This window comes from Caulobacter sp. GW821-FHT09B08, assembly GCF_059418225.1.
The window spans coordinates 544,668-568,617 of sequence record NZ_JBWKPL010000002.1 but is presented as its reverse complement, the minus strand read 5'-3'; the positions used below and the strand labels follow the sequence as shown (position 1 = coordinate 568,617).

Sequence of the window (23,950 nt, the reverse complement as noted above, 5' to 3'; positions counted from 1 at the left end):
TTTGGGGATATCGAAGTGCTGAGCGGCGACGACGCGGCCAATCTGATCGAACCGCTGATCGCGGGCATGGTGGAGGACCCGCCGTGGTCTACCTTTATCCAGCGCCTGCGGCGGCGGGCCAGGGCGGACTACGCCAGCCTGATCTTCCGCCCCCTGGGCGCGACCAACCGCGTGGTGCACCTGGCTTCGGGCCGCCAGTCACCGCCGGTTGTCGCCCAGCTCTATCGCGACAGCCTGCACAAGAGCGACCCCCTGCCCTATCACGACATGGCCGACGGCCGGGTCTACGCCCTGACGGAATTGCTGCGAGACGGCGATCCCCGGCACGAGGCCTATCGCGAGCAGTTGCTGTCGCCCAGCGGCATGAATGTGCTGCGCATCATGCGCGTAACCGAAGCCAGCGGGGTCAGCGCTTGGCTCACCCTCTCGCGCCAGGCGGATGACTTCGCCCCCGAGGACGGCCTGCTGATGGCCGCGCTCGCCCCCTATCTGCGAGCGGCCCTGGCCAGCTATGTCGCCCTGGAGCGCGAGCGGACGACCGCGTCGGTCGCCACCGAGGCCGTGCGGCGCATGAGCTTCGGCTGGCTGACCCTGGATGTCGAAGGCCGCGTGCTCGACATGGACGCCCATATCCAAGCGATGCTGCAGGACGGAGCCGTGCTTTTGCGCGGGCGCGATGACCGGCTGGCCGCCCGGGTCCCGGCGGTGGGCCGAGACATCGCCGCCGCCGTCAAGGCGCTGGTCGCCGATCCCCACGCGCGGCCGCGCGCCATCGTGCTGAGCCGCGAGCCGTGGCTGGACATGCTGCTGGTCAAGGCCGCCAAGGTGGGCGCCGGGGCGACGCGGCCGATGCCGACCCTGGTGGCCTATGTGCATTCAGACCAATGGAGTTCGGCCGACCGCTGCGAGCAGCTGGGCCAGCTGTTCGACCTGACGCCGCGCCAGGCGGGCCTGGCCCTGGCCCTCAGCCGGGGCATGTCGATCGCCGAGGCGGCCGCCGAGCTGGGCTTGAGCGTGGAGTCGGCGCGGACCTATTCCAAGCGCATCTACGCCAAGACCGGCGCGCGCGGCCAGGCGGACCTAGTGCGCTTCGTCCATCGCAGCGTGCTGGCGATCGCCTGAGCCAGGCTACTTCTTCAGCTTGGCCAGCAGTTGATCGGCCACGCCGGGCGGCACGAACTTGTGGACGTCGCCGCCCAGGGCCGCGATTTCCTTGACCAGCCGCGAGGCGATGGCCTGGTGGCGCGGGTCGGCCATCAGGAACACCGTCTCGATCTCGCGGTCGAGCTGCTGGTTCATGGCCGTCATCTGGAATTCGTATTCGAAGTCGGCCACGGCCCGCAGGCCGCGCACGATCATCTGGGCGTTCACCTCGCGGGCGAAGTGCATCAGCAGGCTGTCGAACGGCCGCACCTCGATCTCGGCGATCTTGGTCAGGTGGGCCGTTTCGCGCTGCAGAATCGCGACCCGCTCCTCCAGGGTGAACAGCGGTCCCTTGCCGATGTTCACCGCCACCCCGATCACCAGCTTGTCGACCAGCTTGACCGCCCGACCGATGATGTCGAGGTGGCCGTTGGTGACCGGGTCAAACGTCCCCGGATAAAGCCCGATCCGCATGCTTTTCCCTCACCCGGGCCTAAGCCCGCTGCCCCTTCTTGGTGGGTCGCTTACGAGGTCTCGTCCGCCTCGTTTTCATCGCCCGTGTTGTCGTCGCCGCCGGATTCGGCGAGACGCTCGACGCTGACGACATGTTCGTCGGCGGCCGTGCGGAAGATGGTTACGCCTTGAGTATTCCGCGCCGCAACACGAATTTGCGAGACGGGCACGCGGATCATCTGGCCTTGGTCGGTGACCAGCAGAATCTGGTCGCCTTCCTCGACGGGGAACGAGCCCACCAGCTTGCCGCCGCGCTTGCTCAGATCCTGGGCCGTCAGGCCCTGGCCGCCGCGGCCGGTGCGGCGATAATCGTAGGCGCTGGTGCGCTTGCCGAAGCCTTCCGACGACACGGTCAGCAGGGTTTCCTCGGCGGCGCCCAGTTCGGCGATGCGTTCCGGAGTCAGGCTGGCCTCGCCGCCCTCCTCTTCGCCCTCTTCCGGCGCGGCGGCTTCTTCGCCCTCTTCGCCCATGGCGCGCAGCAAGGCCCGCTGGTGCTTGAGATAGGCGGCGCGTTCGGCCGGGGTGGCATCGACGTTGCGCAGCACGCTCATCGAGATGACGGTGTCGCCGTCGGCCAGGCGAACGCCTCGCACGCCGGTCGAATCGCGGCTGGCGAACACGCGCACCTCGTCGGCCGAGAAGCGGATGCAGCGGCCCGAGGCGGTGTTGAGCAGGATGTCCTTCTGGCTGTCGCAGACGGCCACGCCGACGATGCCGTCGCCCTCGTCCAGCTTCATGGCGATCTTGCCGTTGCGGCGCACGTCCACGAAGTCCGACAGCTTGTTGCGACGCACGCTGCCCGAGCGGGTGGCGAACATCACGTCCAGGCCGCTCCAGGTGGCCTCGTCCTCCGGCAGGGTCAGGATCGAGGTGATCGTCTCGCCCGGCTCGATCGGCAGCAGGTTGACGAACGCCTTGCCCCGGCTGTTGGCCACGCCCAGCGGCAGGCGCCAGACCTTCATCTTGTAGACCTTGCCGCCCGAGGTGAAGAACAGCAGCGGCGCGTGGGTCGAGGCCGAGAACACGCGGGTGACGGCGTCCTCGTTCTTGGTGGCCATGCCGGCCTTGCCCTTGCCGCCCCGGTGCTGGGTGCGATAGGCGGCCAGAGGGGTGCGCTTGACGTAGCCGCCCAGGGTGACGGTGATCACCATCTCCTCGCGGGCGATCAGGTCCTCGTCTTCCACGTCGGCGTCGCCGTCGACGATCTGGCAGCGGCGCGGGATGGCGAACTTGTCGCGCACCTCGACCAGCTCCTCGCGGACCACGGCCATGATGTTGGCGCGGTCCGACAGCAGGTCGAGATAGCCGCGGATGGCCTCGGCCAGAGCGGCGGCTTCGTTGCCGATCTCGTCGCGGCCCAGGCCGGTCAGGCGCGACAGGGTCAGGGCCAGGATGGCGCGGGCCTGCTCGTCGGTCAGGCGGATCAGGCCGCCGTCTTCCTGCACGGTGCGCGGGTCGGCGATCAGTTCCACCAGCGGCAGCATGTCGCCGGCGGGCCAGGACTTGGCCACCAGCCGCTCGCGAGCCTCGGTCGGGTCCTTGGACGAGCGGATGATGTGGATGAACTCGTCGATATTGGCGACGGCGATGGTCAGACCGACCAGCACGTGGCCGCGGTCGCGCGCCTTGCCCAGCTCGAACTTGGTGCGCCGGACCACGACCTCTTCGCGGAACTGCACGAAGATCTCGATCAGCTGGCGCAGGCCCATCTGCTCGGGACGCCCCCGGTTCAGGGCCAGCATGTTGACGCCGAACGAGCTTTGCAGCGCGGTGAAGCGGTAAAGCTGGTTGAGGATCACCTCGCCCGAAGCGTCGCGCTTCAGCTCGACCACGATGCGCATGCCGTCGCGGTTGGACTCGTCGCGGATGTCGGCCACGCCTTCCAGGCGTTTGTCGCGCACCATCTCGGCGATGTACTCGACCAGGTTGGCCTTGTTCACCTGGTACGGGATGGCCGTGATGATGATGGCTTCGCGGCCCTGGCGGATCTCCTCCACCGTGGCCAGGCCCCGCATGATCACCGAGCCGCGCCCGGTCAGCAGCGCCTGGCGCGGACCCGCGCGGCCGATGATCTCGCCACCGGTCGGGAAGTCGGGACCGGGCACCAGATCCAGCAGCTGGTCGGTGGTGACGTCCGGCTGGTCGATCAGCAGCAGACAGGCGTCGATCACCTCGCCCAGGTTATGGGGCGGGATGTTCGTGGCCATGCCGACGGCGATGCCGCCGGCGCCGTTGACCAGCAGGTTGGGGATCCGCGACGGCAGGACGACGGGTTCCTGCTCCTTGCCGTCGTAGTTGTCCTGGAAGTCGACCGTGTCCTTGTCCAGATCGGCCAGCAGCGACATGGCCGGCGGGGCCATGCGGCACTCGGTGTATCGCATGGCGGCGGGCATATCGCCGTCCACCGAACCGAAGTTGCCCTGGCCGTCGATCAGCACCAGGCCCATCGAGAACGACTGGGTCATGCGGACCAGGGTGAAGTAGATCGAGGCGTCACCGTGCGGGTGGTACTTACCCATCACGTCACCGACCACGCGGGCCGACTTCACATAGGGCCGCTCGGGCGTCTGGCCCTGCTCGTGCATCGAGAACAGCACCCGGCGGTGCACGGGTTTCAGGCCGTCGCGCGCGTCCGGCAGGGCGCGGCTGACGATCACGCTCATCGCATAGTCGAGATACGAACGACGCAGTTCGTCCTCGATATTGATGGGGGAAACGTCCCCTCGGGACCCCGGCCCGCCTGCGGAACCCGGGATAGTGTTTTGATCGTCGCTCAAGGGAATTTTTCGCCGTCAGAATCGAACACGGAACCGTCAAAAACAGTTAGCATTCCCCTAGCCAAGACGCCACCTTCGCGGCCCTGACCGCCAACTGTCCCCCTAGGATTCCTGGGGGCTTTCCGGGAGTTTCCGATGCGTTTGACCGCCCTTGCCCTGTCCTTCGGCCTGCTGGCCGCCGCCTCCACGGCCCACGCCGCCACCGCCGAGCTCAAGGGCGCCGACGGCAAGACCCTCGGAACCGCCACTCTGACCGAGGCGCCGCACGGCGTCCTGCTGCGCGTCGAGGCCAAAGGCCTGACGCCGGGCTGGCACGGCCTGCACTTCCACGAGAAGGGCGACTGCGGGACGCCGGACTTCAAGTCGGCCGGCGCCCACGTCCACACCACCACCAGCGTGGTCCACGGCCTGCTGAACCCGGACGGCAACGACAACGGCGACCTGCCCAACCTCTACGCCGCCGCCGACGGTTCGGCCGTGACCGAGGTCTTCTCGCCCCTGGTGTCGCTGAACGGCGCGGGCGGCCGCCCCGCCCTGCTGGACGCCGACGGCTCGTCCATCGTCATCCACGCCAGCCCCGACGACTACAAGACCCAGCCCATCGGCGGCGCCGGCGCCCGGGTGGCGTGCGGGGTGGTGAAGTAGACCTCGTTCGCCCCGCCGCTCAACTCGGCGGGGCGAACGCCTGGGCTTCCATAGAACTGGGTTGCGCCGTTCGCACGGCGCCCGCCGCTTCCAGCAGGCTCGCCAACTGATCGCGCTCCCTCAGAACGGCGGCCACGTCGTGCCCAGCGCCTTCGACTGTGCGAATTTGGATCGGCCAGGCCGACGCCAGATGCGCCGCGTGAGGCAGGTCCAGAGCGTCATCGGCGCCACAGACCAGGGTCATCACGGCGTCCGGTGGCGGCAACAGCGTCAAGTCGGGAAATGGATAGGCGGTGATCCGCGCCTGAAAGTCCCGCCAACGACCATCGCCCAGCGCCGCCGTCGCCTCGAGACCGATCGCGGTCTGCGCGGCGAAGGCCACGACCTCCTGCGCGCCGCACAGAGCGCCGAAGAGCAAGGCTCCGAACCCGCCCATCGAATTGCCTAAGGTCACGACGCGGGACGCTCCCGTCTGGGCGACCGCACGTCGAACCAGGCTGGTCAGCTCGGCTACGGTGGCCTCGTCGTACTGGTACCAACTCTGGTCGGGATCCCTGACGAACAGGGTGGCGCAGGCCGCGCCGCGCAGGCTGCGATGGAATTCGAAGGGTATGCCGCCAAGGCCATGATGCACGCCCGTGAAGGCGATGAAGAGGGTCTCCGCTGGCCGAAGCTGACTGTCGTCGAATGAAAGCGCCATGCCTGACGGTAGCATAGCCGCTCGCGGCCGCTAGTCCGCCTCTCTACGCCTAGGTCGCCTCGCCCTCGGGCGGGGCGGCCTTCTTCGCCGTCAGGGCCACCAGGGCCACGCCGCCCATGGTGGCGGCCGCGCCGATCACCAGTTGCGGCGACAGGGCGTCGCCCATGAACAGCACCCCGATGGTGCACGACACCAGCGGCGTCAGCAGGAAATAGGGCGTCACCCGGCCCGCCTCGCGCCGCTGGACCAGCCAGAACAGCAGGGCGCTGGCCCCGATGGTCGAGACGATGCCGGCGAAGCCCACGCAGGCCCAGGCGATGGACGGAGCCGTCGTCACCCGTTCCACCACATCGCGCTCGAAGCCGAATGACATGGCCATCAGGGCCGGCGCGGCGACCACGGCCGTCATAGCCTGCAGCTTCAACGGCTTGAGCGCCGGGGTCTGGCGCACCAGCACCGTGGCCACGGCCCAGCAGGCGCTGGCCACCACGGCCAGGACGATGGCCGGCAGGTCGGCGGCGCCGTGCGGGTCCAGCGTCATCCAGGCCACGCCCACGAAAGCCACGACCAGCCCCGCCACCGCCGGAGCCTTCATGCTCTCGCCCAGCATCTTCCAGGCGAACAGGGCCGTGAACGGGATCCACAGCTGACTGGCCACCACCAGCGGGCTCAGCGCTTGGGCCATGCCGAACGCCAGATAGATCAGACCGAAGTGCACCGGCCCGGTCAGCAGGCAGATGGCCACAAGCCGCTTGGACCACGGGAACGGCGGCTTCAGAAACGGGAACAGGAAGGCCAGGGCCAGGGCGAACCGCAGCGCGCCCACCATGATCGGCGGCAGGTGCGAGGTCGCCACCTTGGCCGCGCAGTTGTTCAGGCCCCACACCAGGATGATCGCGGCGATAGCCAGGCGTTCCAAGGTGGTCAGGGGCGAGGTGGAAGACATGGCCCCGCTTGGATCAGACCCCGCCCGATCCTTCAACCCCGCCTGCACCGATCACCTTGCGGATCGCGCCGAACAGAACCTCCAGGTCCTCGTCCGGCGTCGTGAACGACGGCGTCAGATAGACCGTCTTGCCCATCGGCCGGATCCACGCGCCCTCGGCGGCGAAGGCGTCGCACAGGGCGCCTACGGCCACCGGCTGGGCGAACTCCACCACCCCGATGGCGCCCAGCACCCGCACGTCGACCACGCCCGGCGCGGTCCGCACCGGCTCCAGCCCCTGCGCCAAGGCCGCCGAAACCCGCGCCACGTCCGCCCGCCAGGCGCCGTCCTCGAACAGGTCCAGCGAGGCGTTGGCGGCCGCGCAGGCCAGAGCGTTGCCCATGTAGGTGGGGCCGTGCATCAGGGCCGCCCCGGCGTCGTCCGACCAGAAGGCCTCGAACACCTTGGTCGAGGCCACGGCCGCCGACAGCGGCAGAGTCCCGCCGGTCAGGGCCTTGGACAGGGTGACGATGTCGGGCTCGATCCCCGCCGCCTGCATGGCGAAGAGCTCGCCCGTGCGGCCGAAGCCGGTGAAGATTTCGTCGAAGATCAGCAGCACGCCGTGCTTGTCGGCCAGGCGGCGCAGGGCGCGCAGCACTTCAGGCCCGTGGAACAGCATGCCGCCCGCGCCCTGCACCAGCGGCTCGGTCAGGATGGCGGCGATCTCCCCGCCCCGCTCGGCGAGCAAGGCGTCGAGGGCGGCTTCCGAAGCCGCGTCCACCGGCAGGTCGGCGATCACCTGGCTGGGCATGACGCCGGAGAACAGGCTGTGCATGCCCTCCTCCGGGTCGCAGACCGTCATCGTCGCCAGGGTGTCACCGTGATAGCCGCCCCGGAACGACAGGAACCGCGTGCGCCCCTTGTCGCCGCGATTGATGTGGAACTGCAGCGCCATCTTCATGGCGATCTCGACCGCCACCGAACCGGACTCGGCGAAGAAGGCGTGGTTCAGGTCGCCGGGCAGGACGTCGGCCAGCCGCTTGGCCAGGCGATAGGCCGGCTCGTGCGCCAGGCCGCCGAACATCACGTGCGGCATGCGCTCCATCTGCTCGCGCACCGCCTGGGCGATATGAGGATGGTTGTAGCCATGGCAGGCCGTCCACCACGAGGCCAGGCCGTCCACCAGTTCGCGCCCGTCATCCAGAATCAGCCGCGATCCGCGCGTGGAAACCACCGGCAGCGGCGGCCGGGCGGTCTTCATCTGGCAATAGGGCCGCCAGACATGGGGCGCGCCTTCGGCCAGCCATCGCGGAGTCTGATCGGCCATAGAGCGATCCTTCATTGCCTCGCAGGGGCGCACTGCCTATGCCCTCCCGCTGCCGGGGGCAAACAGGAAGCTTGATGCACAGTCTCGACACCTACGCGGCCGACAAGGTCCAGCGCCTCGAAGCCGCCAGCCTGCTGCGCCGCCTGAAACCCACGCGGCGCACCGCCGGCGCCGTGGTCGAGCGCGACGGCCGCAAGCTGCTGTCCTTCTCCTGCAACGACTATCTGGGCCTGTCGCAGCATCCGAAGGTCAAGGCCGCCGCCCAGGCCGCCATCGAGACCCATGGCGCGGGCTCCGGCGCCTCGCGGCTGGTGACGGGCGACACGCCCCTGCTCTCTGAGCTGGAGGGTCGGCTGGCTCGGCTGAAGGGGACCGAGGCCTGCGCCGTGTTCGGCTCGGGCTACCTGGCCAACACCGGCATCATCCCCACCTTCGCCGGCAAGGGTGACGTCATCTTCGTCGACGAGCTGGCCCATGCCTGCATCTGGGCCGGGGCCCAGCTGTCGGGCGCCAGGATCATCCCCTTCGCCCACAACGACACTGATCACCTGGCCGAACTCCTGGCCGAGCATCGCGCCGGCTATCGCCATGCCATCGTCGCCACCGACGGGGTGTTCTCGATGGACGGCGACATCGCCCCGCTGGACTGGCTGTCGGCGGTCTGCGAGGCCAACGACGCCTGGCTGCTGTCGGACGACGCCCATGGCGTGGGCGTGCTGACCGAGGGCAAGGGCTCGGCGGCCCTGTTCCCCGAGGCCGTGATCCCGTTCCAGATGGGCACCCTGTCCAAGGCCCTCGGTTCGTACGGCGGTTATGTCTGCGGCTCCCAGGCGGTGATCGACCTGATCAAGACCCGGGCCCGCACCCTGGTCTACACGACGGGCCTGCCGCCCGCCGCCGCCGCCGCCGCCATCGCCGCGCTCGACATCATCGAGGCCGATCCGGCCCTGACCGCCCTGCCCCTGGCCAAGGCCCGCGCCTTCACCCGCGCGGTCGGACTGCCTGACGCCGCCAGCCCCATCGTGCCGGTGATCATCGGCGAGGCCCAGGACGCCCTGGACGCCTCGCGAACCTTGGAGGCCGAGGGCTTCCTGGTCGTGGCCATCCGCCCGCCCACCGTGCCCGCCGGCATGGCTCGCCTGCGCATCGCCTTCAGCGCCGACCATCCTGACACCGAGATCGCCCGGCTGGCCGAACTGGTGAAGCCCTACGTCAAGGCACAAGCCTGATGCCCGCTCTGTTCGTCACCGGCACGGGCACCGACATCGGCAAGACCTATGTCAGCTGCGCCCTGATCCGCGCCCTGAAGGCCAAGGGCGCGGCCGTCGACGCCTTCAAGCCCGTGGTCAGCGGCTTCGATCCCAAGGACGCGGCGGCCAGCGACCCGGCCCGGCTGGCGGCGGCCCTGGGCGATCCCGGCGGCGTGTTCCGCATCGCCCCGCGCCGCTACCTCGCGCCCCTGTCGCCCAACATCGCCGCGCGGCTGGAGGGCGACACCCTGATCCTCGATGACCTGGTCATCGACGCGGTGGCCCGCACGGCCGAGCTGCGCGACGGCCTGCTACTGGTCGAAGGCGCCGGCGGGGTGATGTCGCCCCTGACCGACACCGACACCAATCTCGACATGATCGCCGCCTTGGGCGCGCCGGTGCTGCTGGTGGCGGGTTCTTATCTCGGCACGATCAGCCACGTCCTGACCGCCCTCGTCGCCCTGCGCGCCGCCAAGGCCCGGGTCGCGGCCGTGGTGATGAGCGAGAGTCTCGACGCGCCCGATCTGCTCCAGACGGCCGACGTCTTGAAGCCCTTCCTTGACGGCGCGCCGCTGTTCCTCGCACCGCGTGGGGAATCCTGGGACGCTGGCGATCTCGCCGACCACCTGCTGACGGACCTCCGCGCCCCATGACCCTGCGCATCGCCCCTCTCCGCATCGCGACGATCGGGCTGGGCGACATCGCCCGGAAGGCCTACCTGCCCGTTCTCGGCCCGCGCGCGGATATCCAGCTGACCTTCGTCACCCGGAACGCCACGGCCTTGGCCGAACTGGGCGCGGCCTGGCGGGTGGAGCGGCTGCACGCCGACCTCGACGCCGCCTTGGCGGAGGGGCTGGACGGCGCCTTCGTCCACGCGGCGACCTCGGCCCATCCGGACATCGTGCGCCGCCTGCTGGAGGCCGGCGTGCCGACCCTGGTCGACAAGCCCATCGCCGACACCGCCGACGAGAGTGCGGCCCTTGTCGATCTGGCCGAGACGCGCGGCGTCTCCCTGATGGTCGGCTTCAACCGTCGCTACGCCCCGGCCTATCGCGACGCCGCCGCCCTGAACCTGCCCTTGGCGCTGCTGCAGAAGAACCGTCCCGGCCCGCTGGACGATGTGCGCCGGGCGGTGTTCGACGACTACATCCACGTGGTCGACACCCTGCGCTTCCTGGCCCCTGGCGCGAACGACGCCATCGTGCGCGGCCGAGTCCGCGACGGGCGGATGGAGCATGTGGCGCTGTCGCTGTCGGGCGCCGGCCGCGACGCCATCGGGATCATGAACCGGGTCAGCGGAGCCAGCGAGGAGGTCCTGGAGGTCTCCGGCGATGGCCGCAAACGCAAGGTCATCGACATCGACCAGGTCGTCGACCAGGGCGCGACGGAAGCCATGACCCGGCGCGGCAACTGGACTTCGGTCGGCCGCCAGCGCGGCTTCGAGGCGATGTGCGACACGTTCCTGGACGCGGTGCGCGAAGGGCGGCGGCTGTCGGCGCTGGACGCGCTGGAGACCCATCGGCTGTGCGAGAGGGTGGTGAGCGAGTTGAGCGACTAGACGCCCCTAGTCGGAAAGCTGGTGCGCCAGCCACACGAAAGGAGGCTGGGCGCCGTAGGCGGCCTTTTCCTGTGGCGAGAACGTCTTCCACATCAGCTTGAACGTGAAGCCGCCGACGCCCCTGCCATCGATGACGTAGAGCCAGTCGGAGACACGGGCGTCCTCGATCATGACCGTGTCGCCCTCCGACACTTCGTCGGTATAGACCGGGTCCGCATTGACCACGCCCCACAGCACGCCGTCCTTGGCATGAACATCCCCAAGGAAGACGTGCTCCACCTCCGCGCCCTTGGCCTTGGCCTTGGCCGCGAAGCCATATTTGATCAGCGCGACCTCGATCGCCGGGCCGCCGCCTTCTCCAGCGACCGCCGCCTTGAACCGCTGAAGACCCGCCTGGGCTTCGGCGATGGCGGCGTTCATCTCCGCGCTCTCACCGCTGAACCACGAGATCGCCGGTGCTGCTCGTTTTCGAAAAGGCCACATGCGATCACATCCCGCGAAGCGATGAAACGATACCCAAGCGTGCTCGGCCCAATAACTAGGCCGTCTTCCGCCAAGCCGTCGGCGATAGGCCGAACGCCCGCCGGAACGTGGCGTTGAAGTGCGAGATGTCGTTGAAGCCGATGTCGAAGGCGATGTGGGTGACGGGTTCGGCAGTGTCTGTCAGGCGGTCGGCGGCGGCGCGCAGGCGGGCGCCGATCAGGTACTGGCGCGGGCTCTCGCCGGTCACAGCGCGGAACAGCCGGATGAAGTGAAAGCGGCTGACCTGGCCCATGGCCGCCAGATCGTCCAGGCCGCAGGGTTCGGAATAGGCGGTGTCCAGGTGTCGGACCACGTCGAGGATCCGCCGCCGCTCGGCCGCCGTCGGCGGGACCTGGCTGGCGCGGCGGCCCAGGGTCAGGGCCTGGCTGGCCAGGTCGATCACCGCCTCGTCGTGCAGGGCCAGGCCGCCGGCCGCGCGGCGCACGGCCCCGTACAGCGGCGCGGCTTCGCGCGACGGGGCCAGGGCGCAGACGGCGAAGTCGGCGTCGTCCAGGCCGCAGTCGTTGGCCACCTCGGCCAGCAGCGCCGGATGCAGGGCGATGATCGCGCGGCGATTGCCGTCGGCGTCCAGGTGGCGGCACTCGAAGGTCTCGCCAGCGTTGCCCAGCAGGATCGCGCCGGGCGTGGCGCGGGTCCGTCCCTGGCGGGCGCGATAGTCGAAGGACCCGTCCACCACGACCCCGATCACCGGCCCGGCGTAGCATTTCTCGACGGCCATGGGCGCACGGGTGGCGCAGCGCGCCTCGCCCGCGCCGTACAGCGGCGCCCGGGCGGGCAAGGCGGGACCGTCGATCTCGACTCGGAACACGCACGCGCCTCCATCCAGCTAAGGCGCGAAGTAGACCCCCGCTCGCCGTCGGAAGCAACAAACCCCAAGCCAGACCGCCGCCCCCACGCCACGCTCGCCCTCCATGAGACAGGAGGGTTCATGAACCGCGACGGCGCGATCTATGGTCTGGGGGCGATCATGCTGGGCCTGGTGGGCCTGACCTTCGCCGACTTCGCCCTGCAATGGCAGCCGGTCCCCAAGGACCTGCCGGCCCATCACGCCCTGGCCCTGTTCAGCGCCGCGTCCATGCTGGTGCTGGGCCTGGCGGTGCTGTGGCGACGCACGGCGCGGCCGGCGGCGGCGGGCCTGTCGGTGGCCTATGTCGGCTGGGTGGCTCTGCACGGCCCGGCCGTCCTGGCCGAGCCCGCCAGCGTCGGCGCGTGGCTGGGCGTGGCCGAGACTCTGTCGTTGTCAGTCGGGGGCCTGGCGCTGTTCGCCACGATGGCCGCGGCGCCGAGCCCACGGCTGAGCCTGTCCGTCCGGCTGCTGTACGGCCTGTGCCCGCTGGTGTTCGGCCTCAGCCACTTCGCCTATGCCGCCTTCACGGCCAAGATGGTGCCGGGCTGGATCCCCCAGCCGCTGTTCTGGGCCTACGCCACCGGCGCCTGCCATCTGGCGGCGGGGCTGGCGATCCTGCTGGGCGTGGTCCCCCGCCTGGCGGCGACCCTGCTGGCGACGATGATGGGCTGTTTCGTCGTCATGCTGCACATCCCGCGCGTGATGGCCGCGCCGGACAGCCAGCTGGAATGGACGATGTTGGCGGTGGCGACGGCGATCACCGGGGCGGCCTGGGCCCTGAGGACGGCGCTGCCCGCGCCGCCGTCACGCGCTCTGGCGTTCGACCGGATCGGCCTCGACCACGGGAGCGGCGACGCCCGCGCGGCGGAATAGCTTGGCCAGGGCCGAGAACAGCCCCGTCTCCTCCACCCGGTGATAGGGCGAGCTCTCCGCCAGCTTGGCCGACAGGCGGGCGTGGGCCTTGCCCAGGTTGTGGTACGGCAGGCGCGGCAGCAGGTGGTGCAGGGCGTGATAGCGCAGACCGACCGGCGCCCACAGGAACGGCAGCACGGCCGGCGGCGGCACGTTGACCGAGTCCAGGAACTGCGCCTCGAAGCTCATCTGCTCGCCGTCGTTGTGCCAGTAGTGGGCCACCAGGGTGCGCAGCTGGTTCACGAACGTCGCCAGCGAGAACAGGGCGAACCAGGTCAGCACCACGCGCACCGGCACGAAGCCGGCGACCGTGGCGGCGGCCACGCCCCAGCACCACAGCCAGCAGGCCACTTCCTGGGCCAGCCAGTCGGGACGGATCTTGTCGTTGTCCTCGCGCACGAAGTCCGGATTGATCACCAGGGCCGACAGCTTGGTGCGCACGAAGCGGCGCACGCCGGGCAGCACGAACGACAGCGGCGTCAGGATTCCCGAGCGCAGGATCACGCCCAGCGGGGCCAGCAGCGAGATCGCCGCGAACAGGGCCAGCTTGAACGGCGAATAGCGCTCCAGCGGCAGGTATTCTGGATCGCGGGCCGTGCCGAAGCGCTGCTTGGCGTGGTGCAGGGTGTGGACGCCCTCGTACATCATCGATGGCGTCATCAGCGGCACGCCGACCAGCAGGTTCCAGCCCAGGCGGAAGCCAGGCACGTCCTTGGGTCGCAGATGGCTGATCTCGTGGATGAAGCTGAGGCCGCGATAGAGCGCCAGCAGGCCCACCAGCCCGGCCGCGAGGGCCACCGGCAGGCTGTGCGTCGTCGCCGTGACCGCCAGGCCGCCCCAGGCGAGCGCCGCCGTCAGCAGGAGATCGGTCCAGTAGATCGCGGGGCTGGGCGTCGACAGGTCCACCGTCAGGCCATGCGCCTGGCGGAGAAAGCTCCCCTCGTCCTTCACGGTTGCTGCCACCTGATCCTCACGCCCACTCGCCTTCAAGCGCCCCGACTTGGCGCCGCGACCTTCGAATTTCAATCCGCGCGCGCGGTGAACGGACGAAAATCACATCCCAGGCCCATAAAGCAAAATGGCCGACGTCGAAACGCCGGCCATTGTCGCAGATCAAGAAAGCCCGCCTTCGCCCTAGGTCTCCGCCCAGCTTCTCAGGAGGTTGTGATAGATATTGGTCAGCTGCAGGACGGCGTCGGCATCGGCGTTGGTGGCGGTCAGACGCTGGATGGAGGCGTCGAGATCGAACAGCATCCGGCGTCGGCCGTCGTCCCGCACCAGGCTCTGCACCCAGAAGAAGGACGCCAGCCGCGCGCCGCGCGTCACGGGCGTCACGCGGTGCAGGCTGCTCGAAGGATAGAGGATGGCGTCGCCGGCCGGCAGCAGCACCTCGTGCTCGCCATAGGTGTCGCTGATGATCAGCCCGCCGCCGTCGTAATCGTCCGGGTCGTTGAGGAACACGGTGCAGGATACGTCCGAACGCATCTGGTCTCCGTCGCCGAAGCCCATCACCGCGCCGTCGATGTGAAAGCCGTATTCGCCGCCGCCCGAATAGCGGTTGAAGCGCGGCGGAAGGATCTTGTGCGGAAGCGCCGCGGGAAAGAACAGCGGATTGAGCCGCAGCGCCGTGAGAAGGGCCCGCCCCAGCTCGTCTTTCAGCGGCGAAGCGTCGGGCAGCTGTTCGTTGCGTTTGACCTTGGCTCCCAGGGACCCGACCGTTTCCCGGCCGTCCGTCCAGTCGGCGGCGTCCAGCCTGCGGCGAAACTCCGCCACCTCCTGCGCCGTGAGCACCTGGGGGATATGCAGCAACATGTCGTTTTCCAACGCCGAAACAGATGTGGCGGGAGACTAGCCCCCGCCACATCCACTTAGCTTTGATTGAGATCAGAAGCGAACGTCGGCCGTGAACATGACCGTCCGGGGTTGTCCGGGGTTGTAGCGGTAGCCGCTCTTGTTGATCGACGCGATGTACTCTTTGTCGAACAGGTTCGTGGCGTTCATCCGCAGCCGCACGTTCTTGGTCAGCGGATAGGCCAGGGTCGCGTCGATCACCGTATAGCCCTTGGTCGTGGCCGGCGTGCCGTTGGCGTCCGCGCCGTCGTTCTGCTTGTGCAGACCGGCGTTGTAGCGAGCGCCGCCACCGAGCTCGAGGCCGAAGGGCAAGGTGTAGACGGTCCACAGCGTGGCGGAATCGCCGGGCGTGTAGATCAGGCTCGACGTCCCATCGGCGGTGGTGGTGTTGCCGACGATGATGTTGGCGTCCAGGTGGGTATAGCCGGCCGAGATCGTCCACGCGTCGGTGATCGACCCCGCGGCCGACAGCTCGACGCCCTTCACGCGCCGCTCGCCCGCCTGCAGATCGGTGGGATCAAGCGGGTCGGCGAAGGACTCGTTTTCGTTGACCGTCTTGAAGATAGCGGCGTTCAGGGTCAGGCGCTGGCCCAGCGTGGCCCACTTCACGCCCGCTTCGCTGGTCTTGGCCACCTGCGGGTCGAAGCTGGTGCTGTTGGCGCCGGCGGTGGAGGTGAGCGTGAAGGCCGAGCCGCCCGGAGGCTGCTGGGAAATGGCGTAGTTGGCGTAGAAGCTCAGGTTTTCAGCCGGCTTGTAGACCGTGCCGAGCTTCCAGTTGAACAGGGTGTCCTTGGTGGAGAGATCCGTCGAGGTGACGAAGTTACCGACCGGCAGCGTGCCGCACGAGAGCGTGGTGTTGTTGCACGCGGCCACCGCCCAGTAGGTGGTCTTGTAGTGGTCGAACCGGATGCCGCCGGTCACCAGCACCTTGCCGTCGAAGAACTTGGCGGTGTCGAACAGGTAGAAGGCCTGGGTGTCGGTCTGCCCGCGGTTCAGGACCGGAGCCTGGCCGTTGCGGTACACGACGAACGGATCGGTGTCGTTCCAGTTGGGGTTCAGCAGGTTGGCGACGGGCCGCGTTCCGGCCGTCAGGTTGTTGTAGTTGATCTGGCGCTCGCGAATGAACTCGACGCCCGCGACCAGGTTGTGCGTGACCACGCCCGTGGCGAAGTCGGCGCGCAGGCTGAGCTGATCGGTCCAGATCTCGTTTTCGCTGTCCTGACGGTTGCTGGTGCGCGCCACCGTGTAGTTCGACGGATCGGTCGAGCCGTTGGTCACCGGCTGCATGAACGAGGTGATCATGTAGTCCTGCGTCGTCTTGCCGTAGCGCGCGACGTTGGTGAGCTTCAGCGTGTCGGAGAAGTCGTGCTCGAAGCGCAGCGTGCCCATATAGGCTTCCACGTCGTCGTGGTCGACGTGCGTGCCGTAGAAGTTGGACGTCGACACCGGGTTATCGACGAAATAGGTCAGGCCCGCGGCGGTGCCGATCGGCCGCCAGCCCGGCACGCCGACGATGGACACGCCGCCGTCCGGGATGTTGTCCTGCTTCACATAGAGCAGGTTGGCCCAGGCACGCGTCGCGGTGCCGACACCCAGGCCCAGCGAGGGCGCGATACCGAAGCGCTTGTTGTTGACGTGATCGCGGCCCGGCACGTCGCTGTCCTGCCACAGGACGTTGAGGCGGAAGGCGGCGTTGGGAATGGCGTCCAGCGCCTGGTTCATGTCGGCGGTCACGCGCTTCTGACCATCAACGCCGAACGAGGCGAGGCCCGAGATGGCGTCCACGCCGCCGGCCTGCTTGCTGACCATGTTGATCGAGCCCGACGGGGCGCCGCGACCGTTATCGGTCCCGGCCGGTCCCTTTTGGACCTCAACCTGTTCGGTGTTGAAGATGTCGCGAGAGATCGAGCCGAGATCGCGGGCGCCGTCGACGTAGATGTTGCTGGAGGTGTCGAAGCCACGCATGAAGATGGCGTCGCCGGTCCGGGTGTTGCCGTTCTCGCCGACGCTGAACGTCCCCACGCCGGGGCTGTTGCGCAGCGCCTCGGACAGCGAGGTCGCGCCCTGCTGGTTGAACAGGTCCTTGGAGATCACCTGGATCGTCTGAGGCGTGTCGATCAGCTTCTGGGTGAACTTAGTCGACTGGACCGTGTCCCGCTTGCCGTTGACCGTCACCGAATCCACGGAGTTGGTCTCCTGGGCCGCCACGTGATGGGCGCTGACGGCGGCAAGCGCCACGCCCATCGACAGTTGGACCGACCGCTTAATGCTCCGGATCCCGCCTTTACGATCGCTATTCATGAGTTACCCCCGCGTCAGGAAATGAAACGCCACTGCACGAAGCCGAACGCCGCGCTCCCGCACGGCCCAGCTTTTTCAAATTGCGAGGCGTTCTTAACTGCGTCGCCGCAGATTGCAAGCGCTATTCAGAATTGTTCGCAACTTGAGAGAAACTGACACCCGGGAGACATATTCGTCGCCCCAACGTGTCCCCTCGGGGCGCCCTGCCCCCGCTCATGCGCGAGGCGTTAAGACGGGGATCGACGTGAAATATCATCGGCCGCTTGAATCTGAGAATAATTATCAATACCAAGGCGACGCTCCGTTGCCGAGCTTGGTTCCGCCGCTCTGTCCGAAGGCCTTCATCGTGAAAACCTCCTCCGTTCTCCTGACCTTCTCGGCCCTCGGCGCCGGCGCGGCCATCGCGACGCCTGCCCTGGCCGCCGACCTCGACGTCACCGTCGAAGTGCCGCGCCTGAACGTGGCCGAATATCACAAGCCCTATGTGGCGATCTGGATCGAGAACCCGGCCGACGCTACCGCCGCCGGCACCCTGGCGGTCTGGTACGATTTCGACTCCCGCGAAGACAAAGGGGTCAAGTGGCTGAAGGACATGCGCCAGTGGTGGCGCAAGGCCGGCCGCAGCATGACCCTCCCCGCCGACGGCGTCAGCGGCGCGACCCGCGCGCCCGGCCCGCAGAAGGTGGTGTTCAGCGGCGCCAAGGGCGCGCTGAAGGATCTGAAGCCGGGCCAGTACAACCTGGTGGTCGAGGCCGCTCGCGAAGTGGGCGGTCAGGAAGCCGTCCGCGTGCCCTTCACCTGGGGCAAAGCCGGCAAGCCCGTCACCGTCAGCGGCTCGACCGAGGTCGGCGCCGTCACCGTCGCCGTCAAGTAAGCAAGAGAGACCCGCAGATGACCTTCAAGAAGCGACTTCTCGCCGTGGCGGCCATGGGCATGGTCCTGGCCCTGCCCCTGACGGCCCACGCCCACCGCGGCTGGCTGCTGCCCTCCGCCACCGTGCTGGCGGGCGACAGCGCCTGGGTCGGCGTCGACGCGGCGGTCTCCAACGAGCTGTTCTACGCCGACCATAACGCCATGCGCACCGACGGCGTGATCGTCACCGCGCCGGACGGCTCGATCGAGAAGATCCAGAACGCCGCCACCGGCAAGTACCGTTCGACCTTCGACGTCCAGCTGTCCAAGCCGGGCACCTACAAGATCGGCACGGCCTCCAACACGATCATGGCCAGCTGGACGCAGAACGGCGAGGTCAAGCGGTTCCGCGGTTCGGCCGAGGACTTCGCCAAGCAGGTTCCGGCCGACGCCGCCGACCTGAAGACCATCAAGAGCTCCAGCCGCAACGAGACCTTCGTCACCCGCGACGCGCCCACGACCACGGTGTTCGCGCCCACCGGCAAGGGTCTGGAACTGGTTCCGGTGACCCACCCCAACGACCTGGTGGCCGGCGAAGCGGCGACCTTCAAGTTCCTGCTCGACGGCAAGCCCGCCGCCGACCTGGAAGTGACCTTCGCGCCGGGCGGCTCGCGCTACCGCGCCGCGCCGGGTGACTTCAAGGTCAAGACCGGCGCCGACGGGGCCTTCAAGGTGACCTTCCCGGACGCGGGCATGTACTGGATGAACGCCACGGTGCGGACCGGCGAGACCGGCCGTCGCGGCGGCGGCGAAGGCGGCGGCCCGGGCGGCCCGGGCGGTCCTGGCGGCCCCGGCGGTCCCGGCGGTCCGGGCGGTCCGGGCATGGGCGGCCCCGGCGGTCCCGGCGGCGGCGCGCCCGGCGGCCCGGCCACGCCCCTGGCCGGCAACGGCATGAGCGCCAGCTACACGGCCACGCTCGAAGCCCTGCGTCCGTAAGCGCCCCACGGCCAACAGCCCATACAAGAAACGGCCGGTTCCCGAGGAACCGGCCGTTTTGCTTTCAGGCTCCGAACCTTGTTCGGCTCTAGAACGGGATTTCGTCGTCCAGGTCGGCTGAGAAGCTCTCGCGCGGACCGCTGGGCTGGCTGCGGGGCGCGCCGCCGCCGTAGTTGCCGCCGCCACCGCCGCCGCCGCCCGAATAGCCCTCGTCATAGCCGCCGCCCGACGAAGCGCCAGCGCCGTCGCCACGGCCGCCCAGCATGGTCAGTTCACCGCGGAACTTCTGCAGGACGATCTCGGTGGAATACTTTTCCTGGCCCGACTGGTCGGTCCATTTGCGGGTCTGGATCGAGCCCTCGATGTAGACGGTCGAGCCCTTGCGCAGATAGCTCTCGGCCACCTTCACCAGGTTGTCGTTGAAGATCACCACGCGGTGCCACTCGGTCTTTTCCTTGCGCTCGCCCGAAGTGCGGTCGCGCCAGCTTTCCGAGGTGGCGATGCGCAGGTTGGCGACGCGGTCGCCCGAGCCCAGCGAGCGGATTTCGGGATCGGCTCCGAGGTTGCCGACGAGAATGACCTTGTTGACGCTGCCCGCCATGGGGGAAGTTTCCTGTTCACGCCCGGCGACCCAACGCGCCGGCATCTAAGGCGGACGTTAACGACTCCTTACGGCGCCACGCAAGCTTTGTTCTTAAAATGTTCCTGTGGACCACCCGGGTTATCCCCGGGTTTGAGAGGTCCTTATTGCGCCGGAACTTCGCGGATGGCGCCCGGCACGGCCAGGCGGCCGTCGCCCGTGCGGACCAGGGACATGAACCGGGCGCCCTCGTAGGTGTCGCCCAGATAGATGCCTTCCTTCTGCACGAAGATGAACTTGCCCTGATAGGCGCCGGTCAGCTCGCGATTGGGGCTGCCCATCCGCACGAAGCGGATGCGCATGCCTTCCAGCTCGGCCGCGCACAGCTCCAGGCTCGCCACGTTCTGGGCCACGGGATTGAACTTCAGCGTCCCGTCCTTCTGCTCGATCACGTGCATGCACACGCCCTGCTCGAACGGCGCCTTGGTCTGTTTCTCGCACGCGGTCAGGCCCGTGGCGGCGACGGCAAGGAGCGCGAGGGCGACGACGGGAAGACGCATGGCGGGACTCTCTAGGCGGAGGGGATGGTGCAGCTGGACCCCAGCTCGATGACCGAATGGAAGGTGCGGTTGTCGGACGAGGATTCCACCCGGCCCGGCACGATGCGCAGGGTTTCCTCGCCCCAGCGGCCGTAGCTGGCGCCGCCGGGCTTCTCGCACTTGCCGCCCGAAATCTGCTGGGCGCAGGCGTTCAGGGTGATCTCGCCGGGCAGCTTGCGCCACTCTCCGCCCGAATAGCGCTGGCAGACCGCCAGGGGCGCGCCCGAGACGGCGATCGGGGCCGGCGCGGCGGGCGTGGCGGCGGGGGCCGACACGGTGGGAGTCTCGGCGGGCGGCGGCAGCGGGGTCAGCACCGTGCCGGCCTGGTCGGCGGCGGCCAGGGCCCCGGTCTCGTCGACGCCGACGTCCAGGGCGCCGGTGGCCACGCCGTTCTTCTTGGCGCATTCGGCTAGGGTGGTCTCGCCCACGAACTGGCCGCCCACGAAGCAGCGCAGCGGACGGTTGGCGTCCAGCTTGTTGTCGTCCGGCCGGCCGGTCTCGACCACCAGGCCGGCGCGCGAGGCCGGCGGATCGTCGGTGGGCGACTTGGCGCCGTGCATCACGGTGAGGGCGATGCCGAGGCCCGCGAGCAGGGCCAGGGCGGCCCCGCCGCCCAGCAACACGCGACGATCTTTGAGAAGTTCCATGTTCCCTGGCTACGACGCGGTGATGACGCTTTCAAGTCCGCCCCGCCAGGTCGCGTCCGGGAAAAGCTCTAGGAGCCGCCGGTCAGGCGATTCAGCGCCGCCTGGTAGTTTGCGATCTGGTTGGTCAGGTAGGCCGGCACCGTGCCGCCGGTCTTGCCGGAGGTGGTGGTGCTGGTGTCCTTGACCACGCCGTTGGCCTTGTCGGCCATCTCGCGATAGGCCAGACGCACGGCCGCCACCGCCTTGCTCAACGCCGACACCGCCAGCTTGCGGCCGTTGTCGTCGGAGAGGTTCAGGGTAGTGTCCAGCGAGAAGCCGTAGATCGGACCCTTGCCGTCGGCCGAGACGGTTTCGCCGTGATCGACCTTGGTGTTGCGCACGATGCCCGGCTTCAGGCCCAGCGATTCCAGCACGTCGGTGCCGCCCTTGCCGGGCAGGATCTCGACCGTCGAGGTGGTCTGGGACGGGCTGATCCGCAGCACGCGGTTGTTGCCGCTGGTCCCGAACTCGACCTTGGCCGCGTAGCCGGTGGCCTTGCGGATCTTGTCGGCCAGGGTGTCGAGCGTGTCGTCGGCGTCGATCTTGATCGTCGTCAGGGTGCCGCGCGCCCGGGTGCGGACCTGGAAGGTGTCTCCTTCCCGCGCCGAGGTCGCCGAGACGATCTTGTCGGTCTGCTTGAACTGCATCTCGCCGCGCGGGATGCCGAAGATGTCCAGAGCGCTGGAACCCGAGGCGTCGACCGCGATCGAGGTCGGGGTGGCGTAGCCGTCCTTGCCGGTCAGCCGCTGTTCCCAGGTGGCGTTGCCGGTGGCCATGTCGATCTGGGCGACATAGCCGTCCTTGTCGCCGACGGTCGGCTGGCCCGCCAGGTCCTTGCCGGCCGCGCCCACCAGCCAGACCTGGCCGTTGGAGACCGCCATGCCGGTGACCGTGTCGTCGCCCGTGCCGCCGTAATAGGCCAGGCTGTCGGCGCTCTTGTCGGTCAGGTCCAGCGACAGGCGAGCCACGAAACCGTCCGAACCGCCGGACGCGGCCTTGGTCTGGTTATCGACGTCGAGCGCGCCGTTGGTGGTGGAGCCGCCGATGTAGAGCTGGCCGTTGTCGATGGTCAGGCCGGCGATGTTGCCGCCCTTCAGCGTGCCCAGGTCGCGCGTCGCGCCGGTCGTGAAGGTGGCCGCCTTGGTGTAGGTGGTCGGCTCGGTGACCCACACTTCCTTGTCGTTCAGATAGGTGCGCGGCTCGGTCACGATGCTGGTCGAGACGTCGAAGCTGCGAAGCATCGCCTCGCTGCCTTCCTTGCTGGCGACCACCACCTGCGAACCGTTGACGACGATGCCGGCGACCGTGTCGTCGTTCTCGCTGCCGAAGTGGGTGGTGAACAGCGCCTTGGGCGTGCCGGAGATGTCGGTGGCGAAGGCGGTCAGGTAGCTGTCGTAGCCGCCTTCCGTCGCGCCGGTGGCCGAGCCAGGGATGTCCGACTTGGTGCGGCCGCCCACATAGACCACGCCGTCCTCGCCGAAGGCCACGGCGGTGGCTTCGTCCTCCAGCATGCCGCCCCGGCGCACCGTCCAGGTCTCGTCGCCGTTCGCGTCGTAGAGGGTGACGAAGCTGTCGGTCACGGTGCCGGCGGAATCGGAATTGATCGGCCCGTTGGTCGCCCCGGCCAGGGCGCCCGAGACCGACCCGGCGATGGCCACCTGGCCGTCGTCGGAAATGGCCATGTTGTAGCCGGTGGCGGTGTTGGTGGCCCCCAGGGTGCGGGCATAGAGCAGCTTGCCCGACGAGTCGTACTTCAAGAGAGCGACGTCCTGGTCGCCCTTGATCGTCTGGCTGCTGGTCGTGCCGTCGACATCGGCCAGGACATAGAGCGAGCCGTCGGGACCGGTCATGGTCTTGTGGACGGTGCTGATCGTGCCTTCCAGCGTGTCGGAGAACACCTTGGTGCCCGGCGTGCCGGCCGTGCCGGGGCCATACTTGGTCAGGGTGTTCTCGATCACCGCGTCGTCGGTGGTGGAATCCTTGTCCGGATCCGGATTGCCGGCGGCCGTGGTGATGTAGACCGCCGGCTTGGCGGCGGGAGCCGAGAAGGTCAGGGTCTCGGTCAGGTCACCCTTCACCCGCAGGGCGAAGTCGTCGCCGGTGGGCGGCAGCTTGACGGTCTGGCCGTTGACGGTGGTGGTGCGTTCCTCGCCCACGGTGCGCTCGACGGCGAACTGGGTGTCGAAGCCCGCGTCGGCCAGCTTGTCGTTGAAGAAGGTCACGACGTTGGCCATCGTCCGGGGCGTCGAGCCCATCTCCGACAGGTCCATGGTCACGTCGGTGGAGACACCGAACTTCTTGACCGACATCGTGAAGCTGACATTGCCCTGGAACGTGGGCACCTCGTCGTCGACCTGGCCGCTGTAGATCTTGCTGGTGACGTATTCGTAGTTGCTCTTGGGCACGCCGACGGTCGACTTGTCGCTGGTCATGACCGTGCCGGTGGTCAGGCGCATGCCGTCGGTGCTGAGGTTCTGGACGTAGCCGTTGACCTCGTTCAGCCCCTTGCTGAACACGGCCTGCAGGCGCTTGATCTCGCTGTCGGTGACGCCCTTCTCGGACGAACGGTTGGCGATCGCCGAAAGGGTGTTGAGCGCCTGGTAGGCGGCGAACAGCTTCTTGTAGTCGCCGGTGATCGTCGGGGCGGCCGCCACGGCGGCGCTCTCGTCGACGAACTTGCGGCCGTTCAGGGCCGCCTTGACCAGGTCGCTGGGCTCGGTGGTCATCGCCGTCCAAGGCGCGCTGGGCACGCCCTTGGCGGTGGAGGAGGTCGAGGTGAAGGACGAGGCGCCGGACGCAGCCGTACCCGCAGCCTGGCCGGCGGACTTGGCCTGGTAGTATCCGAGCAGCAGACTGGAATCGAAAGTGATCACAGCAGGTCCCAACGGGACGCACTACGCCCCACGATTCGATTGTCGGCGAGGAACGCTGACGTTTCGTTAAGA

22 protein-coding genes are annotated in these 23,950 nt (G+C 68.5%); 8 read left to right on the top strand and 14 right to left on the bottom strand.

Annotated features, from left to right (window positions below):
* Positions 1-15 precede the first annotated feature (15 nt).
* The gene (locus AC07OA_RS08940) at positions 16-1,122 is read left to right on the top strand and encodes a helix-turn-helix transcriptional regulator (protein WP_494663441.1); all 1,107 of its coding nucleotides are present in this window, start codon (positions 16-18) and stop codon (positions 1,120-1,122) included.
* 6 nt (positions 1,123-1,128) lie between these two features.
* Here the strand turns inward: AC07OA_RS08940 and coaD are convergent, their stop codons facing one another.
* Both coaD and gyrA read right to left on the bottom strand, forming a co-directional pair.
* On the bottom strand, positions 1,129-1,617 hold the full coding sequence (gene coaD, locus AC07OA_RS08935) for a pantetheine-phosphate adenylyltransferase (protein WP_494663440.1): 489 nt from the start codon (positions 1,615-1,617) through the stop codon (positions 1,129-1,131).
* Positions 1,618-1,667: 50 nt separating this feature from the next.
* A complete protein-coding gene (gyrA, locus tag AC07OA_RS08930) occupies positions 1,668-4,433 on the bottom strand; it encodes a DNA gyrase subunit A (RefSeq protein ID WP_494663439.1) in 2,766 nt (921 codons plus the stop codon).
* 135 nt (positions 4,434-4,568) lie between these two features.
* Between gyrA and sodC the strand changes: the two genes are divergently transcribed.
* Positions 4,569-5,078, top strand: coding sequence for a superoxide dismutase[Cu-Zn] (gene sodC, locus AC07OA_RS08925; protein WP_494663438.1), 510 nt, complete (start codon positions 4,569-4,571; stop codon positions 5,076-5,078).
* A 19-nt stretch (positions 5,079-5,097) separates the two neighbouring features.
* Here sodC and AC07OA_RS08920 read toward each other — a convergent pair whose 3' ends face one another.
* The 3 genes from AC07OA_RS08920 to AC07OA_RS08910 are packed head-to-tail and all read right to left on the bottom strand — an operon-like array spanning position 5,098 to position 8,030.
* Positions 5,098-5,778, bottom strand: coding sequence for an alpha/beta fold hydrolase (locus AC07OA_RS08920; RefSeq protein ID WP_494663437.1), 681 nt, complete (start codon positions 5,776-5,778; stop codon positions 5,098-5,100).
* Between the two features lie 49 nt (positions 5,779-5,827).
* Positions 5,828-6,724, bottom strand: coding sequence for a DMT family transporter (locus tag AC07OA_RS08915; protein ID WP_494663436.1), 897 nt, complete (start codon positions 6,722-6,724; stop codon positions 5,828-5,830).
* A gap of 13 nt (positions 6,725-6,737) precedes the next feature.
* Positions 6,738-8,030 (bottom strand): adenosylmethionine--8-amino-7-oxononanoate transaminase, encoded by a 1,293-nt coding sequence (locus tag AC07OA_RS08910; protein ID WP_494663435.1) that lies wholly within the window; start codon positions 8,028-8,030, stop codon positions 6,738-6,740.
* Between the two features lie 74 nt (positions 8,031-8,104).
* On the opposite strand from AC07OA_RS08910, the gene bioF reads away from it, so the two are divergent.
* Genes bioF through AC07OA_RS08895 form a run of 3 tightly spaced genes read left to right on the top strand, consistent with a single transcriptional unit; the run spans position 8,105 to position 10,838 of the window.
* The gene (bioF, locus tag AC07OA_RS08905) at positions 8,105-9,259 is read left to right on the top strand and encodes an 8-amino-7-oxononanoate synthase (RefSeq protein ID WP_494663434.1); all 1,155 of its coding nucleotides are present in this window, start codon (positions 8,105-8,107) and stop codon (positions 9,257-9,259) included.
* Complete coding sequence (gene bioD / locus AC07OA_RS08900; protein ID WP_494663433.1) at positions 9,259-9,933, top strand: dethiobiotin synthase; 675 nt, start codon at positions 9,259-9,261, stop codon at positions 9,931-9,933. The genes bioF and bioD overlap by 1 nt, the downstream gene beginning before the upstream one ends.
* Positions 9,930-10,838, top strand: coding sequence for a Gfo/Idh/MocA family protein (locus AC07OA_RS08895; RefSeq protein ID WP_494663432.1), 909 nt, complete (start codon positions 9,930-9,932; stop codon positions 10,836-10,838). The genes bioD and AC07OA_RS08895 overlap by 4 nt, the downstream gene beginning before the upstream one ends.
* Before the next feature lie 6 nt (positions 10,839-10,844).
* Here AC07OA_RS08895 and AC07OA_RS08890 read toward each other — a convergent pair whose 3' ends face one another.
* Both AC07OA_RS08890 and AC07OA_RS08885 read right to left on the bottom strand, forming a co-directional pair.
* Positions 10,845-11,258, bottom strand: coding sequence for a DUF2314 domain-containing protein (locus AC07OA_RS08890; protein ID WP_494663431.1), 414 nt, complete (start codon positions 11,256-11,258; stop codon positions 10,845-10,847).
* A 118-nt stretch (positions 11,259-11,376) separates the two neighbouring features.
* On the bottom strand, positions 11,377-12,189 hold the full coding sequence (locus tag AC07OA_RS08885; protein ID WP_494663430.1) for a helix-turn-helix transcriptional regulator: 813 nt from the start codon (positions 12,187-12,189) through the stop codon (positions 11,377-11,379).
* Positions 12,190-12,309: 120 nt separating this feature from the next.
* On the opposite strand from AC07OA_RS08885, the gene AC07OA_RS08880 reads away from it, so the two are divergent.
* A complete protein-coding gene (locus tag AC07OA_RS08880; protein ID WP_494663429.1) occupies positions 12,310-13,101 on the top strand; it encodes a DoxX-related protein in 792 nt (263 codons plus the stop codon).
* On the opposite strand, the gene AC07OA_RS08875 is transcribed toward AC07OA_RS08880, so the two are convergent.
* From AC07OA_RS08875 to AC07OA_RS08865, 3 genes are all read right to left on the bottom strand, one after another.
* Positions 13,033-14,103, bottom strand: coding sequence for a fatty acid desaturase family protein (locus AC07OA_RS08875; protein WP_494663428.1), 1,071 nt, complete (start codon positions 14,101-14,103; stop codon positions 13,033-13,035). The two genes, AC07OA_RS08880 and AC07OA_RS08875, sit on opposite strands and share 69 nt — an antisense overlap.
* Positions 14,104-14,274: 171 nt before the next feature.
* Positions 14,275-14,952 (bottom strand): Fe2+-dependent dioxygenase, encoded by a 678-nt coding sequence (locus AC07OA_RS08870; RefSeq protein ID WP_494663427.1) that lies wholly within the window; start codon positions 14,950-14,952, stop codon positions 14,275-14,277.
* Positions 14,953-15,024: 72 nt separating this feature from the next.
* The gene (locus AC07OA_RS08865; RefSeq protein ID WP_494663426.1) at positions 15,025-17,229 is read right to left on the bottom strand and encodes a catecholate siderophore receptor Fiu; all 2,205 of its coding nucleotides are present in this window, start codon (positions 17,227-17,229) and stop codon (positions 15,025-15,027) included.
* 409 nt (positions 17,230-17,638) lie between these two features.
* Here AC07OA_RS08865 and AC07OA_RS08860 point away from each other — a divergent pair, with 409 nt between their 5' ends.
* Complete coding sequence (locus AC07OA_RS08860) at positions 17,639-18,166, top strand: DUF2271 domain-containing protein (RefSeq protein ID WP_494663425.1); 528 nt, start codon at positions 17,639-17,641, stop codon at positions 18,164-18,166.
* A 17-nt stretch (positions 18,167-18,183) separates the two neighbouring features.
* Positions 18,184-19,140, top strand: a complete 957-nt coding sequence (locus AC07OA_RS08855; protein WP_494663424.1) for a DUF4198 domain-containing protein — start codon at positions 18,184-18,186, stop codon at positions 19,138-19,140.
* A gap of 88 nt (positions 19,141-19,228) precedes the next feature.
* Here AC07OA_RS08855 and ssb read toward each other — a convergent pair whose 3' ends face one another.
* The 4 genes from ssb to AC07OA_RS08835 form a co-directional block, all read right to left on the bottom strand.
* Complete coding sequence (ssb, locus tag AC07OA_RS08850; RefSeq protein WP_494663423.1) at positions 19,229-19,741, bottom strand: single-stranded DNA-binding protein; 513 nt, start codon at positions 19,739-19,741, stop codon at positions 19,229-19,231.
* Between the two features lie 143 nt (positions 19,742-19,884).
* Positions 19,885-20,280, bottom strand: coding sequence for a hypothetical protein (locus tag AC07OA_RS08845; protein WP_494663422.1), 396 nt, complete (start codon positions 20,278-20,280; stop codon positions 19,885-19,887).
* 11 nt (positions 20,281-20,291) lie between these two features.
* Positions 20,292-20,966 carry a hypothetical protein gene (locus tag AC07OA_RS08840; RefSeq protein WP_494663421.1) on the bottom strand — a complete coding sequence of 225 codons (675 nt, stop codon included), beginning with the start codon at positions 20,964-20,966 and terminating at the stop codon, positions 20,292-20,294.
* A gap of 68 nt (positions 20,967-21,034) precedes the next feature.
* A complete protein-coding gene (locus AC07OA_RS08835; RefSeq protein ID WP_494663420.1) occupies positions 21,035-23,878 on the bottom strand; it encodes a hypothetical protein in 2,844 nt (947 codons plus the stop codon).
* Positions 23,879-23,950: the final 72 nt, after the last annotated feature.

Bases quoted from the DNA above. Each gene is read 5' to 3' on its own strand.
- coaD (WP_494663440.1), bottom strand. From the start codon at position 1,617: ATGCGGATCGGGCTTTATCCGGGGACGTTTGACCCGGTCACCAACGGC.
- sodC (WP_494663438.1), top strand. From the start codon at position 4,569: ATGCGTTTGACCGCCCTTGCCCTGTCCTTCGGCCTGCTGGCCGCCGCC.
- AC07OA_RS08920 (WP_494663437.1), bottom strand. From the start codon at position 5,778: ATGGCGCTTTCATTCGACGACAGTCAGCTTCGGCCAGCGGAGACCCTC.
- AC07OA_RS08915 (WP_494663436.1), bottom strand. From the start codon at position 6,724: ATGTCTTCCACCTCGCCCCTGACCACCTTGGAACGCCTGGCTATCGCC.
- AC07OA_RS08910 (WP_494663435.1), bottom strand. From the start codon at position 8,030: ATGGCCGATCAGACTCCGCGATGGCTGGCCGAAGGCGCGCCCCATGTC.
- bioF (WP_494663434.1), top strand. From the start codon at position 8,105: ATGCACAGTCTCGACACCTACGCGGCCGACAAGGTCCAGCGCCTCGAA.
- bioD (WP_494663433.1), top strand. From the start codon at position 9,259: ATGCCCGCTCTGTTCGTCACCGGCACGGGCACCGACATCGGCAAGACC.
- AC07OA_RS08895 (WP_494663432.1), top strand. From the start codon at position 9,930: ATGACCCTGCGCATCGCCCCTCTCCGCATCGCGACGATCGGGCTGGGC.
- AC07OA_RS08890 (WP_494663431.1), bottom strand. From the start codon at position 11,258: ATGAACGCCGCCATCGCCGAAGCCCAGGCGGGTCTTCAGCGGTTCAAG.
- AC07OA_RS08880 (WP_494663429.1), top strand. From the start codon at position 12,310: ATGAACCGCGACGGCGCGATCTATGGTCTGGGGGCGATCATGCTGGGC.
- AC07OA_RS08870 (WP_494663427.1), bottom strand. From the start codon at position 14,952: ATGTTGCTGCATATCCCCCAGGTGCTCACGGCGCAGGAGGTGGCGGAG.
- AC07OA_RS08855 (WP_494663424.1), top strand. From the start codon at position 18,184: ATGACCTTCAAGAAGCGACTTCTCGCCGTGGCGGCCATGGGCATGGTC.
- ssb (WP_494663423.1), bottom strand. From the start codon at position 19,741: ATGGCGGGCAGCGTCAACAAGGTCATTCTCGTCGGCAACCTCGGAGCC.
- AC07OA_RS08845 (WP_494663422.1), bottom strand. From the start codon at position 20,280: ATGCGTCTTCCCGTCGTCGCCCTCGCGCTCCTTGCCGTCGCCGCCACG.
- AC07OA_RS08840 (WP_494663421.1), bottom strand. From the start codon at position 20,966: ATGGAACTTCTCAAAGATCGTCGCGTGTTGCTGGGCGGCGGGGCCGCC.